The organism is Pseudomonas sp. S36, assembly GCF_016647875.1.
Classification (GTDB): Bacteria; Pseudomonadota; Gammaproteobacteria; order Pseudomonadales; family Pseudomonadaceae; genus Aquipseudomonas; species Aquipseudomonas parafulva.
The window spans coordinates 1-12749 of the sequence record NZ_JACVVG010000003.1 but is presented as its reverse complement, the minus strand read 5'-3'; the positions used below and the strand labels follow the sequence as shown (position 1 = coordinate 12749).

Sequence of the window (12749 nt, the reverse complement as noted above, 5' to 3'; positions counted from 1 at the left end):
TATTGTTATTGAGCGTTGGCTTTTTCGGCAGCCAGTTCTTCGAGGTCGATATAGCGGTTGCCGATGCGCGGGTGCAGGCGGCCACCGTCGGCAGCGCCCAGCACCACCACGATCTCGTCGGCACGCGGCGCGTCTTCGATCTGCATTTCCAGGGTGATGTAGTGCGAGCGCAGGCCTTCGTCGTCCTTCTGCATCATCGGGATCTGGATCGAGGTGCCAGGGCCACCGCGCTTGTTGGTAAAGCTCAGGTAGCTCTTGGCCTGGACCGCTTCGCGGTAATGGTTGCCGAAACGCAGGGTATGGATCACGGCCGAGGCGTGCTCGATTTCGCCGTCTGCACCGACCACGGCGGCCTTGCCATAGGCCTCGATCTTGTCGGCACCGCCGATGGCAGCGGTAAGGCGCTCTACCATCAGTGCACCCAGCTCCGAGCAGTTGGCACGAATCTCGGGCTTCAGATCTTCAACAAAACCGCGACCGGCCCAAGGGTTCTTGATGACCACTGCCAGCCCGACCATGGTCACGGGCTTGTCGGTGGCCTTGCCGCCTTCGATGCGGGTCTCTTCGGAATAGGTGACGATCTTGCGAATTTCGAAACTCATGGAGCGCTCCTAGTGAGGTTGATCAGTTCTTGTTGTCTGATGGTATACCATAATATTTGTTGTGCAAGAGGGGCCTGGAAATTTCTCGTTCGCGGGGACGAAAGGTGGCGGGCTTGGGTGTGGTGGTGGTTGGGAGATCGAGCGCCGCCCGCGCGGCGCATCGCGAGCTGCGCTCGCTCCTACGCTTGTTTCGGGCCAATTATTCCTGCGCCATTTGCGCGCGAACGCTTGGCCCTTGACTGCCCAATCAACACAAAGCTAGTGGCGTACACCTAAAAAGCCCGCTCGCGCGGGCCGCTAAGGCCCACGGGAGCGGGCATATCCCGCAATCAGTCAGGCAATGGGAATCAGGCGAACGCCGGCACCACTTCCTTGATGAACAGTTCAAGCGACTTTTTCTTCTCGGCGTGGGGCAGGCTGTTGTCGCACCAGAAGCTGAATTCGTCGACGCCCAGCTCCTGGTAGTAGCGGATGCGCGCGATGATTTCTTCCGGCGTGCCGATCATGGTGTTCTTGCGGATATTCTCCAGCTGGAACGCCGGCACTTCGACGAACTTCGATTCCGGGCTCGGCGCCAGGAAACCGTTCACAGGCACGGTCTTGTTGCCAAACCAGGCATCGAAGGTGCGGTAGAAGCGCGAAATGGCCTGCGCGCCCACCTTCCAGCCTTCCGGCTCGTCTGGGCTGTGCACGTGAGTGTGGCGCAGCACCATCAGTTGTGGGCGCGGCACGCCCGGGTTGTTGTCCAGGGCTGCCTGGAACTTGTTCTTCAGGTCCAGCACTTCCTCGTCGCCCTTCATCAGCGGGGTGACCATGACATTGCAGCCATTGGCCACGGCGAAGTTGTGCGAGTCTGGGTCGCGGGCGGCGATCCACATCGGCGGCGTGGCGTTGAACGGCTTGGGTACGCTGGTGGAGGTGGGGAACTTGTACACCTCGCCCTCGTGGGCGTAGTCGCCTTCCCACAGTTTGCGCACCACCGGCACCATTTCGCGCAGGGCCTTGCCGCCGTCAGTTGCGGGCATGCCACCCGCCATGCGGTCGAATTCGAACTGGTAGGCACCCCGGGCCAGGCCCACTTCCATGCGGCCGTTGCTGATCACGTCGAGCAGGGCGCACTCGCCGGCCACGCGGATGGGGTTCCAGAACGGCGCGATGATGGTGCCGGCGCCCAGGCGAATCTTCTCGGTGCGTGCCGCCAGGTAGGCCAGCAGTGGCATGGGGCTTGGCGAGATGGTGTATTCCATGGCGTGGTGTTCGCCAATCCACACGGTGCTGAAACCGCCGTCTTCGGCCATCAGGGTCAGTTCGGTGAGGTCTTCGAACAACTGGCGGTGGCTGACCTGTTCATCCCAACGTTCCATGTGCACGAACAACGAAAATTTCATGGGGGGTTCCTCAACGCTTGAAAATGTCTGGCGCCGGGCAGGGCTGGCGCCATGGGCTTTGATAGGGGGAAGGGGTCAGGCGAACGCCGGCAGGGTGGCCATTTTGCCGCGGCAGTACACCATTGGCCGCGGCGCTTCATCCGGGACAATCAGGTTGTGCACTTTGCCGACCATGATGGCGTGGTCACCGCCTTCGTACTCGCGCCACAACTCGCACTCGATCACGGCGGTAGCCCCGGCCAGGATCGGGTTGCCCAAGGCGCTCAGCGACCATTCGATGCCGGCAGCCTTGTCCTTGCCTTTTTTAGCGAACGCATAAGCCTGCGCTTGCTGTTCACCGGAGAGCAGGTGAATGGCAAAGCGCTTTTGGCGAATGAGCACAGGGTAGGAATCAGACGTGTAGTTGGGGCAGAACAGGACCAGTGGCGGGTCCATCGACAGCGACGAGAACGCGCTGGCGGTCAGGCCGACGACCGCGCCGTCGTCGTCCAGGGTGGTGATGACGGTAACGCCGGACGGGAAGGAACCCAGGACGTTTTTGTAGACGGTTGCGTCGATCATCTTGTGTACCTCTAAAGCTGCGGTGGGCCGCGGTTTTTATCGTTGATGTGTCTGATGGTATACCGTAATACCTATTTTGCAAGCGGAATTTTTGTACGTGGAATATGCGCGATGAACGGCTGCAGGCCACGTATATAAAGGGGTTGAGCACCAAGTTGATTTTTGCCATCGGCTGCGGAAACGGATCAGCCGGGTTTTTTTAATGCGTATCAGTGTTGTCAAAAGTTTGGAATACCATAATATGGTCCGCAGCTGAGAGGCCGCCTTGATGCGGTTTCCTACAAAGATAAAAACGACCTTTCGAGCTAAAAACCATGTCCCAACCGTCGTCGCAACACCAGTTTGTCGAGAATCACACGGTCGATTACGTTCCACCTGCCGAGCGCCATGGGAAGGCGCGCGACCTGTTCACCCTCTGGTTCAGCACCAACATCGCGCCACTGCCCATTGTCACCGGCGCCATGGTGGTCCAGGTGTTTCACCTGAACCTGCTGTGGGGGCTGGTCGCTATCGTGCTGGGCCATCTGGTCGGGGGCGTGGTCATCGCCCTTGCCTCTGCGCAGGGACCGCAGCTGGGCATTCCGCAGATGGTGCAGAGCCGCGGCCAGTTCGGCCGCTACGGTGCGCTGCTGATCGTCTTCTTTACCGCGCTGATCTACGTCGGCTTCTTCATCTCCAACATCGTGCTGGCAGGCAAGACCATTCATGGCATCGCCCCAAGCGTGCCGATGCCGGGGGCGATCGTCATCGGTGCCCTCAGCGCCACGGCCATCGGCGTCATCGGCTATCGCTTCATCCATACCCTCAACCGTATCGGTACCTGGGTGATGGGCTCGGCGCTGCTGGCCGGTTTCATCATGATGTTCGCCCAGACCCTGCCCGCCGACTTCCTTACCCGCGGGGCTTTCAACCTGTCCGGCTTCATCGCCACCGTCTCGCTGGGCATCATCTGGCAGATCAGCTTCTCGCCGTACACCTCGGACTACTCGCGTTACCTGCCGCGTGAGGTCGGGATCGCCAAGCCGTTCTGGGCCACCTATTTCGGCGCCACCCTGGGCACTATCCTGTGCTTCAGCTTCGGCACGGTGGCGGTGCTGTGCGTGCCGGAAGGCACTGATGCGATGGATGCAGTGAAACAGGCCACTGGCTGGCTGGGGCCGATCCTGATGGTGTTGTTCCTGCTCAACATCATCAGCCACAACGCCCTCAACCTGTATGGCGCCGTGTTGTCGATCGTGACCGCCATCCAGACCTTCGTGGCCCACTGGACGCCCAGCATCAAGGTACGCGTGGTACTGGCCAGCGTAATTCTGGCGGGTTGCGGCCTGGTTGCCCTGAATGCGTCGGCCGACTTCATCGGCCAATTCATCGGCCTGATCCTGGCGCTGCTGCTGGTGCTGGTGCCCTGGGCATCGATCAACCTGATCGACTTCTACCTGATCAAGAAGGGCCAGTACGACATCGCCTCGATTTTCAGCGCCGACGGCGGCATCTATGGCCGCTTCAACCACCACGCCATCATTGCCTACGCCTGCGGCATCCTGGTGCAGTTGCCGTTTGCCAATACATCGCTGTATGTGGGGCCGTACTCGAACATCGTCGAAGGGGCAGACCTGTCCTGGCTGTTCGGCCTGTTGGTGACGGTGCCGCTGTATTACTGCCTGGCAACCCGGGGCAAGGTGGAGAAGGCGGGGCGGGCAGTGACGGTGAAGTGATCCCCCTGCCAGGCTGAATTGACCGGGGGCCGCCATGCGGCCCCCGGTCTTTATGGGTCAGACCTTGAACTGCGCCACCATGGCATTGAGGTCCACTGCCAGGCGCGACAGGTCCTGGGCCGCTGCACTGGTCTGGTTGGCACCGGCCGAGGTCTGCATGGACAGGTCGCGGATGTTGACCAGGTTGCGGTCCACTTCCCGCGCCACTTGCGCCTGCTGCTCCGATGCGCTGGCAATCACCAGGTTACGCTGGTTGATCGAGGCGATTGCCTCGGCGATCACTTCCAGCGCCTGGCCGGCACCCTGCGCCACTTCAAGCGTGCCAGACGCACGGTCCTGGCTGCTGCCCATGGCGGTGACCGCACGCTCGGTACCGTTCTGGATACCGGTGATCATCTGCTCGATTTCTGCGGTGGACTGCTGGGTACGGTGGGCCAGCGCGCGTACCTCGTCGGCCACGACCGCAAAGCCCCGGCCCGCCTCGCCAGCGCGGGCCGCTTCGATGGCGGCGTTGAGCGCCAACAGGTTGGTTTGCCCGGCGATGGCGCCGATCACATCCAGCACCCGGCTGATCTCGTTGGCACTGCTGGCCAGTTGCTGGATCTCGCCGGAGGTGCCGGTCACTTCCGCCACCAACTGCTCAATGGACGCCAGCGCCTGGTTGACCCGGTCACGGCCGTCGCGTGTCGTCTGGTCGGCACCTTTGGACGCATCGGCAGTGCTCACGGCGTTGTTGGCGACTTCCTCGACAGCGGCGGTCATCTGGTTCACGGCGGTGGCTGCCTGATCGATTTCCGCGCTTTGCTGGTGGAGGCCGCGGCTGGTGTCCTCGGTCACGGTGTGCAGCTCTTCGGACGCCGACGCCAACTGGTCGGACGACGCGACGATCTTGCCGATGGTTTCGCGCAGGTTGCCCTGCATGCGGCTCAACGCCGCCAGCAGCAACGCTGGCTCGTCGCGGCCGACCACACGGATCTGCTGGGTGAGGTCACCGGTTGCGACACGTTCGGCCACGGCCACGGCGTCTGCCAGGGGCACCACGATGCTGCGTGTGAGCAGGGTGGCGATGGCCAGCAAGGCCAGCATGATGATGACCAGCGCGCCGATGATGGCCACATACGCTTCATCGGCCACGTCACTGCTCAACTGGGAAGCAGCTTCGGCACCTTTGCCATTGAAGGTGATCAGGGCAGTCATGGCCTGCATCATGGTGTCGGCGCGGTCAGTGAGCGGGCCAGTGATCGACTGCTTGGCGTTGTCCAGGCGGCCGGCCGAGATGTCCTGCAGCACCTCGGTCTGGACCTGCAGGTAATCCCGGTAGGTACTTTTAAAGGTTTCGAACAGGGCGCGGTCTTCTTCGCTGACTATGGTACCGACGTAGTCTTCGATGCCTTTTTGCAACTGCGCTTCTACCCCCCGGATCAGCTCCAGGTTGCGGCTGCGTTCAGCGGGGTCGTCGTCCAGTGCGCTGCGCAGGGTGAGTGCGCGGGCCCGGCCAAGGTTGCTGTTGATATCGCTGAGCGACATCACGGTGGGCATCCAGGTCAGGCGTATTTCATCCGTAGACTGGTCCATCTTCTGGGTTTCATACAGGGCGGTCATGCCCAGTATCAGTACCAGCAAACCCAGCACGGCAAACACGCTGGCTGCGCGAACGCCGATTTTCATATTCCTCAACTGCATCAGATGCTCCTACGGTGGCAGGCAGGCCTCGGGAGCTGGTGACGCGATGCCAAGTCACCGGAAAGGCGCCAGGCTCTGGAAGCGCTGCGGATTAGGGAGTGGACCGTACCCTCACGAATACTGTTTTGCTTTGGATGATTACATATAGCCATTATTGTTGAACAGTCATACAACGTAACGGCATGAGTGGCAGGGCGCGCTGGACAGCGCTCCGCGCTCCTAACGGCTGTCGTGCTGGCGCCGGTACGCCCCAGGCTGCACGCCGATGGCCTTGGTGAAGGCTCGGGTGAACGCGGCCACCGACTGGTACCCGGCTTGCACGGCCACTTGCTCCACTGTGTGCCCCGCCCGCAGCAACTGGCTGGCATGGCGCATGCGCAGCGCCAGCAGTACCTGCCCAGGCGACTGGCCGGCCAGTTCGTTGAAGCGTTTGAAAAATGCCGACCGCGACAGGCCGGTGCACGCCGCCATGCGTTCCAGTGTCCAGGGCTGCCCGGGGTCACCGATCAGTTGCTCCAGCAGTTCGGCAAAGTTGGGCTGGCGGGCGAGGGCGATCAAGCCCCCATACTTCTGCCCGGCATGCACCTGTTGGCGCAACGCATACAGGAACAGCAGATGAGTCAGGCGCTCCAGCAATACCTGTGACGGCCCGGCCGGGCGCCGGCATTCCTCCATGATCAACCCGAACAGCGCCTGGGCTGCACTGCCCGCCGGGTCGTCGGCGCGGAGCACGATAAGGTCGGCCAGCCCTTCGGCAATCAGCGTAGACAACCCGCTGCTGAAGTGGAAAAAGCCGCACACCAGCCCCACGCCGTCCACCGCTTCGGCATCCAGCGTCTGCATGGCCTGGCGCGGTTGGGCGCAGGCGCCCGCGGTGTCCTGCTCACTGGCCAGCCGGTATTCGATGTCACGCAACAGAAACACCGCATCACCACGCTCGAGCCGCACCGGTTGCGCTTGCCCGGCTGCGTGCAACCAGCAATGGCCCTGTACCACCAGGTGAAAACTGGCGTGGCCCATGCCATGGGTGCTGGCGTGCCAGCCGCCGCAATAGCGGCCCACGTGGAACAGGCTGGCATCGAGTTCCAGGCTTTCTAATAACCATTCAACGAGGTGGCTGGCGCAAATCATCTAATACAAACACTCTGGAGCAAGTAAAAGCGACTGATGAATATGGAGCGAATTTCTTATAACCAACAGACTGTAGGCACACCCAGTATGGAGACTACCTCATGTCCTCGCGCATTACCCTACATACCCTGCAAAGCGCCCCCGAGGCAGCCCGGCCGTTTTTGGAAAACGCCCAGAAGAACTCCGGCTTCATCCCCAACCTGCTGGGGGTGCTGGCCAATGCACCGGCTGCGCTGGAAACCTATGTGACCGTTTCTGCATTGAACGGCAAATCGGAACTCACCCTCGCCGAACGTGAAGTGGTGCAGTTGATTGCCGCCACCCAGCACGGTTGTGACTTCTGTGTGGCAGGCCACACGGCCGTGGCGCTGAACAAGGCCAAGCTGCCCCAGGAGGTGGTCGATGCACTGCGTGCCCGCGGTGAGTTGCCCGATGCACGCTATGAAACCCTGGCGGCCTTTGCCCGTGAAGTCATCGCCACCCGTGGCAATGTCAGTGACGCGACCTACCAGGCGTTCCTTGACGCCGGTTTCACAGAAGGTAACGCCCTGGAAGTGATTCTGGGGGTGAGCCTCGCAACCCTGTGCAACTTTGCTAATGTGTTCGCCCAGACGCCGCTCAATGACGAGCTGGGCAAATACCGCTGGCATCAGCCGTCTGCCTGATTCACCCAACGGGCTGCCAGGTGGGTGGTCGGTGTAGGAGCGGCCTGGTGCCGCATAGGGGTCGCCCGGCGGCCGCGGCGTTTTACAAGGAGCAAGATCATGCAAGATTGTGCATTTCGGACGTGGCTGGATGCCAACGCCGAAGCCATCGACCGGGGCCAGTGCGAACCGCACCAGGTGCTGGCGCACATTGCCGACTCGCAGCTGTTGCAGGTTGGCGTTGACCCTGCGTTGGGCGGGGTCGGCGGCCAGGTCACCGATGCCGTCGAGGCAATTGCCGCCATCGCCAGCCGCTCGCTGGCCACGGCGTTCGTGTGCTGGGGGCAGCGTGCCTTTATCGAGTACCTGCTGCACAGCCCTAACCAGGGCCTGCGCGAGCGGCTGCTGCCGCAGCTGCTAAAGGGTGAACTGGCCGGCGCCACCGGCCTGTCCAATGCCATGAAGTTCCTGTCTGGCATCGAGGCGCTGCAGGTGCGTGGGCGCCCCACCTATGACGGCTGGAACCTCGAAGGCCGCCTGCACTGGGTGACCAACCTGCGCAAAAGCGGCTTCGTGGTGGCCGCAGCCATTGAGGACGATGCCGGGGGGGCTCCGTTCGTGCTGGCTATCCCGTCCGGGGCACAGGGCCTGGAACGGTCCGACGACCTGCAGTTGATGGGCCTGCAGTCCAGCAATACGGCGGCGCTGGCCTTCCACCAGGTGCAACTGGCCCGCGACTGGCTGCTGCATGAAAACGCCCGTGAATTCCTGCCTCAGGTCCGGCCTGCGTTTCTCGCACTGCAGTGTGGCATGGCCATCGGCCTTGCGCGCCGGGCGTTGCAGGAGGTGCAACTGCACCTGCAGGGGCGGGCGTCGTTCCTTGAGGAGGCGCAGCAGGTGCTGGCCGCACGGCTGGAAAACACCGTTGCCGAGCTCAAGCAGGGGCTGTTGGACGAGCGCTTTCGCCAGCAGCCGGCAGCCCTGTTCAAGCTGCGCATCACCCTGGCCGAATGTGCGGCCGATGCTGTACAGCTGGAGCTTCAGGCCAGCGGTGGCAAGGCCTACCTGAGCGAGTATGGCGAAGGCTTTACCCGGCGCTGGCGCGAGTCGGCCTTTGTGCCGATCGTGACGCCGAGCCTTGTACAGCTTCGCGCCGAGCTGCAGCGCCAGGCCGCCTCGGCATGACGCAGGTAGTGCTGGAAGCCCGGGATATCAGCCTGGGTTACCCTCGCGAGGGCGGCTGGCAGCAGGTGCTCGCCCAGTTCGATCTCCAGCTTGCACCCGGGGAAATCGTGAGCATTCTGGGGCCAAGCGGTGTGGGCAAGTCGAGCTTGTTGCGGGTGTTGGCGGGGCTGCAGCAGCCCAGCGGCGGCACCGTGAGCCTCCATGGGCAACCGTTGCAGGGCCCGCATCCGCGCCTGGCGGTGGCGTTCCAGGACCCGAGCCTGTTGCCTTGGCTGAACCTTGAAAAGAACGTCGCCTTCGGCCTGGACTTTGCGCGCCAGCCCAACCTGGCCGCGCACGAGCGTCGCGCACGGGTCGACCATGCCATCGCCGCCGTGGGCCTGGGCCATGCGCGCAACCAGTACCCGGCGCAGCTGTCGGGCGGCATGGCTCAGCGCACGGCGCTGGCCCGCTGCCTGGCGCGCCAGCCACAGGTGCTGCTGTTGGACGAGCCGTTCGGGGCACTGGATGAAGTGACCCGGGCCGATATGCAGCAATTGCTGCTGCAACTGATCGCCACCCATAACACGGCGGCGGTGCTGATTACCCACGACATCGACGAAGCCCTGCTGTTGTCCGATCGGGTATTGCTACTGGGCGATCACCCAGCGCATGTCCTCGGCCAATGGCCCATTGACCTGCCGCAACCGCGGACGCAGCAGGTCGAGGCGCTGGGCGCCTTGCGCATCGACATTCTGAAAACCCTTCGGCGGGCAAGCCGCACAGTCGAACCCCACCCAACCCTATTGCCCTCGGAGGCTGTCCATGTGCATGGATGACTGCTGCTCCTCTTCTTCACGCCGTGATTTTCTAAAGCTCGGTGCCATGTTCACCGCTGCCGGCGCCTTGCCGCTGTTGTCCAGCCTGCAAGCGCGCGCTGCCGCCGAGCCGGATGCGCCTGTGCGCATTGGTTACCTGCCGATCACCGATGCCACGCCGTTGCTGGTGGCGCACAATAACGGCCTTTTCGAAGCCGAAGGCATCAAGGCCGAGCGGCCGGTGCTGCTGCGCAGTTGGGCGCAGGTGATCGAAGCGTTCATCTCCGGGCAGGTCAATGTCATCCACCTGCTGTCGCCCATGACCGTATGGGCTCGCTATGGCAGCAAAGTACCGGCCAAGGTGGTCGCCTGGAACCACGTGGGTGGTTCGGGGCTGACGGTGGCGCCAGATATAAACGATATCAAGCAACTGGGCGGCAAAACCGTAGCGATCCCGTTCTGGTATTCCATCCATAACGTGGTGTTGCAGCAGATACTGACCGACAATGGCCTTGAAGCCGTTTCCAAACCCGCCAATGCGCCGTTGGCTGCCAACCAGGTCAACCTGCTGGTGCTGCCACCTTCGGACATGCCCCCGGCCCTGGCCAGCAAGCGCATCGCCGGTTACATCGTTGCCGAGCCATTCAACGCCCTGGCCGAGAACCTCAAGGTGGGCCGGGTGCAGCGCTTTACCGGCGATGTGTGGCGCAATCACGCGTGCTGCGTGGTGTTCATGCACGAGCACGACCTCAACAACCGCCCGGAATGGTCGCAGAAGGTGGTCAACGCCATCGTCAAGGCCCAGCAATGGACCCGCGACCATCGCGCCGAGGCGGCCGCGCTGCTGTCCAAGGCCGGCCCCAACAAGTACACGCCCCATGAGCCCGCCGTGCTGGCCAAGGTGCTGGCGCCCGCTGCCGACGACCGTGCCGGGTACATCGCCAGCGGCGCCATCCGCCATCAGCAGTGGGATGAAAAGCGTATCGACTTCCAGCCGTACCCTTACCCGAGCTATACCGAAGAACTGGTGAAACGCCTGAAGACGACGTTGATCGAGGGTGATAACCGCTTCCTGGCCAATCTGGACCCTGCCCACATAGCCCGCGACCTGGTGGATGACCGCTTTGTGCGCAACGCCATTGCGGCAGTAGGTGGGCCCTCGGTGTTCGGCATCGCCGACAACTTCGAGCGCAGTGAGGAGTTCGCGGTCTGATGCGCAAGCATGTCGTTCATGCCAGCCTCGGGCTGGCCGGGTTGCTGGCGCTGTTGGTGCTGTGGTGGGCCGGGGTGGAAGTGTTCGGCCAGGCCGATGGGCTGTCGGCGCGGTTTTCACCGGCGGCGACCCTGGCCAGCCTGGTCGAACTGTTAGGGCAGGGCGAGGTATACGGGCACATCTGGGTGAGCCTGAAGCGTATTCTGGTGGGCCTGCTACTGGCATTGTTGATCGGCGTACCGCTGGGTTTGCTGGTGGGCAGCTACCGCCACCTGGAAGCCGCAACCACACCGGCGTTCCAGTTTTTGCGCATGATCTCGCCCCTGTCCTGGATGCCCGTGGTGGTGATGCTGATGGGGGTAGGGGACCAGCCTATCTATTTTCTGCTGGCGTTCGCCGCGCTGTGGCCGATTTTGCTGAACACAGCAGCAGGTGTTCGCCAACTGGACCCGCGCTGGTTGCAATTGAGCCGGAGCCTGAGTGCCACCCGTTGGGAAACCCTGTGCAAGGTCATCGTGCCGGGGGTGATCGGGCATGTGCTGACAGGCGTTCGCCTAGCCATCGGTATTCTCTGGATCGTGCTGGTGCCCTGCGAAATGCTGGGCGTGAGTGCGGGCCTGGGCTACTTCATTCTTGATACCCGCGACCGCTTGGCGTACTCCGAGCTGATGGCCATGGTGCTGTTGATTGGTGTACTGGGGTTCGCGCTGGATGCCGTGGCGCGTGGGTTGCATCGCCGCTGGGTGCACGCCTGAAACAAACGGGCTGCGCAGGCAGCCCGCGCCGCCTCAATGGACTGTCTGGCGCTGGCGCACACAGGCCTGGGCCTGCAGGCTCAACGCGTCCAGGCGTTCGTCGCGCTGCTGTTCGGCCTCGATCATGGCATCTTCGCCCTGCTGGTTGAGCAGGTAGGTGTGAATCTGCATGACCTCGGTGGTTTCGTAGATGGGCGCGATGTCCAGGCGGCCGATCAGGGCGCCGCTTGGTTGACCGGTACTGCTCATCAGCACCTGCGGACCGTTGGCGGCCACTACCTGCATGCCCATGGCTTCGAACCACTGTACCTGGCTGACGAAGGCATTCAGCTCCACACAGGCTTGCCGGCCTTGCAGGTCGCCCAACAGGGCCCGGGCGATCCCTTGGCGGCGGTGGTCGGGGTGCACTGCCAGGAAGGCTAGCTCGCACGCCTGGTCATCGTCCTGGGCGGGCAGGGTGAGGGCGAAGCCCAGCAGCTTGTCAGGTGCATCGGCGTCCAGTGCCAGTGTCAGGGCCACTGACAGGCCGCGTGTGCCATCCAGCGCTTGCAGGTATTGGTGCACCTCCATGCCGACGCCGTACTGGTACAGCGGGTAGAGGGGGTTGTCGGCAGTGATGGCGACGCTGCTCAGTGTGCCCACGGCATGAATCACCAGCTCGCGGATCTGGTTCTGGAAGGACTCGGGTGGCACGCTGTCGAGGCGGCTCAGGATGAACATCGGGTGACGGGCTCCGGCGGGTCGGGGTAGGGCCTGCCAATGTGGGTGGCAGGTGGCACAGTCTAACCGTTTGCTGCGGAGCGTGCGAAAGCGCCGTCGGTGGCCAGGGTTGAAGTTGATGGTTTTTATCGGTGTATTTATGTCATCTGTAAGAGACGGTGAATCACTTTCATTCGGCTTTAATGAAGAAGCGTTATAGTGTGAAAACTGCAGCTGCAGCTGCAACCCTAAACATATCCACGTATTAATTAAATGAAGTCGACCGCTCTTGCTTCTAAGCGCGCGGTAGTTCAGGCAACACAGGTTGCGACTTCAGGAGGCCGAGCGTAGGGATTGCGGAGGGAGGTGACGGGCA

The 12749-nt window shown here is 62.6% G+C and carries 12 protein-coding genes; 6 read left to right on the top strand and 6 right to left on the bottom strand.

What is annotated here, in order from left to right:
* Positions 1–5: 5 nt before the first annotated feature.
* From IAE36_RS02225 to IAE36_RS02215, 3 genes are all read right to left on the bottom strand, one after another.
* On the bottom strand, positions 6–602 hold the full coding sequence (locus IAE36_RS02225; protein ID WP_003256068.1) for an amino acid synthesis family protein: 597 nt from the start codon (positions 600–602) through the stop codon (positions 6–8).
* A gap of 347 nt (positions 603–949) precedes the next feature.
* Entirely contained in the window at positions 950–1990 is a 1041-nt protein-coding gene (locus IAE36_RS02220; protein WP_201210038.1) for an LLM class flavin-dependent oxidoreductase, read from the bottom strand.
* Between the two features lie 75 nt (positions 1991–2065).
* Positions 2066–2551 carry a flavin reductase family protein gene (locus tag IAE36_RS02215; protein WP_028633788.1) on the bottom strand — a complete coding sequence of 162 codons (486 nt, stop codon included), beginning with the start codon at positions 2549–2551 and terminating at the stop codon, positions 2066–2068.
* 314 nt (positions 2552–2865) lie between these two features.
* Between IAE36_RS02215 and IAE36_RS02210 the strand changes: the two genes are divergently transcribed.
* Positions 2866–4266, top strand: coding sequence for a purine-cytosine permease family protein (locus tag IAE36_RS02210; RefSeq protein ID WP_201164676.1), 1401 nt, complete (start codon positions 2866–2868; stop codon positions 4264–4266).
* A 57-nt stretch (positions 4267–4323) separates the two neighbouring features.
* Here the strand turns inward: IAE36_RS02210 and IAE36_RS02205 are convergent, their stop codons facing one another.
* Together IAE36_RS02205 and IAE36_RS02200 are read right to left on the bottom strand one after the other, a co-directional pair.
* Positions 4324–5949 carry a methyl-accepting chemotaxis protein gene (locus IAE36_RS02205; protein ID WP_201210037.1) on the bottom strand — a complete coding sequence of 542 codons (1626 nt, stop codon included), beginning with the start codon at positions 5947–5949 and terminating at the stop codon, positions 4324–4326.
* Positions 5950–6168: 219 nt separating this feature from the next.
* On the bottom strand, positions 6169–7080 hold the full coding sequence (locus tag IAE36_RS02200) for an AraC family transcriptional regulator (RefSeq protein WP_201210036.1): 912 nt from the start codon (positions 7078–7080) through the stop codon (positions 6169–6171).
* A gap of 101 nt (positions 7081–7181) precedes the next feature.
* Between IAE36_RS02200 and IAE36_RS02195 the strand changes: the two genes are divergently transcribed.
* The 5 genes from IAE36_RS02195 to IAE36_RS02175 all read left to right on the top strand — a co-directional run bounded on the left by IAE36_RS02195 (position 7182) and on the right by IAE36_RS02175 (position 11674).
* The gene (locus IAE36_RS02195; RefSeq protein WP_201210035.1) at positions 7182–7745 is read left to right on the top strand and encodes a carboxymuconolactone decarboxylase family protein; all 564 of its coding nucleotides are present in this window, start codon (positions 7182–7184) and stop codon (positions 7743–7745) included.
* A gap of 99 nt (positions 7746–7844) precedes the next feature.
* Positions 7845–8909: an acyl-CoA dehydrogenase family protein gene (locus IAE36_RS02190; protein WP_201210034.1), complete on the top strand. Its 1065-nt coding sequence runs from the start codon at positions 7845–7847 to the stop codon at positions 8907–8909.
* Positions 8906–9727 (top strand): ABC transporter ATP-binding protein, encoded by an 822-nt coding sequence (locus IAE36_RS02185; protein WP_201210033.1) that lies wholly within the window; start codon positions 8906–8908, stop codon positions 9725–9727. The genes IAE36_RS02190 and IAE36_RS02185 overlap by 4 nt, the downstream gene beginning before the upstream one ends.
* Positions 9714–10919 (top strand): ABC transporter substrate-binding protein, encoded by a 1206-nt coding sequence (locus IAE36_RS02180; protein ID WP_201210032.1) that lies wholly within the window; start codon positions 9714–9716, stop codon positions 10917–10919. Before IAE36_RS02185 ends, IAE36_RS02180 begins: the two co-directional genes overlap by 14 nt.
* Positions 10919–11674: an ABC transporter permease gene (locus IAE36_RS02175; RefSeq protein WP_028633796.1), complete on the top strand. Its 756-nt coding sequence runs from the start codon at positions 10919–10921 to the stop codon at positions 11672–11674. The genes IAE36_RS02180 and IAE36_RS02175 overlap by 1 nt, the downstream gene beginning before the upstream one ends.
* Before the next feature lie 33 nt (positions 11675–11707).
* Here the strand turns inward: IAE36_RS02175 and IAE36_RS02170 are convergent, their stop codons facing one another.
* Positions 11708–12394: a GNAT family N-acetyltransferase gene (locus tag IAE36_RS02170; RefSeq protein ID WP_201210030.1), complete on the bottom strand. Its 687-nt coding sequence runs from the start codon at positions 12392–12394 to the stop codon at positions 11708–11710.
* Positions 12395–12749 lie beyond the last annotated feature (355 nt).

Bases quoted from the DNA above. Each gene is read 5' to 3' on its own strand.
- IAE36_RS02190 (WP_201210034.1), top strand. From the start codon at position 7,845: ATGCAAGATTGTGCATTTCGGACGTGGCTGGATGCCAACGCCGAAGCC.
- IAE36_RS02180 (WP_201210032.1), top strand. From the start codon at position 9,714: ATGTGCATGGATGACTGCTGCTCCTCTTCTTCACGCCGTGATTTTCTA.
- IAE36_RS02170 (WP_201210030.1), bottom strand. From the start codon at position 12,394: ATGTTCATCCTGAGCCGCCTCGACAGCGTGCCACCCGAGTCCTTCCAG.
- IAE36_RS02175 (WP_028633796.1), top strand. From the start codon at position 10,919: ATGCGCAAGCATGTCGTTCATGCCAGCCTCGGGCTGGCCGGGTTGCTG.
- IAE36_RS02205 (WP_201210037.1), bottom strand. From the start codon at position 5,949: ATGCAGTTGAGGAATATGAAAATCGGCGTTCGCGCAGCCAGCGTGTTT.
- IAE36_RS02200 (WP_201210036.1), bottom strand. From the start codon at position 7,080: ATGATTTGCGCCAGCCACCTCGTTGAATGGTTATTAGAAAGCCTGGAA.
- IAE36_RS02215 (WP_028633788.1), bottom strand. From the start codon at position 2,551: ATGATCGACGCAACCGTCTACAAAAACGTCCTGGGTTCCTTCCCGTCC.
- IAE36_RS02210 (WP_201164676.1), top strand. From the start codon at position 2,866: ATGTCCCAACCGTCGTCGCAACACCAGTTTGTCGAGAATCACACGGTC.
- IAE36_RS02185 (WP_201210033.1), top strand. From the start codon at position 8,906: ATGACGCAGGTAGTGCTGGAAGCCCGGGATATCAGCCTGGGTTACCCT.
- IAE36_RS02225 (WP_003256068.1), bottom strand. From the start codon at position 602: ATGAGTTTCGAAATTCGCAAGATCGTCACCTATTCCGAAGAGACCCGC.
- IAE36_RS02220 (WP_201210038.1), bottom strand. From the start codon at position 1,990: ATGAAATTTTCGTTGTTCGTGCACATGGAACGTTGGGATGAACAGGTC.
- IAE36_RS02195 (WP_201210035.1), top strand. From the start codon at position 7,182: ATGTCCTCGCGCATTACCCTACATACCCTGCAAAGCGCCCCCGAGGCA.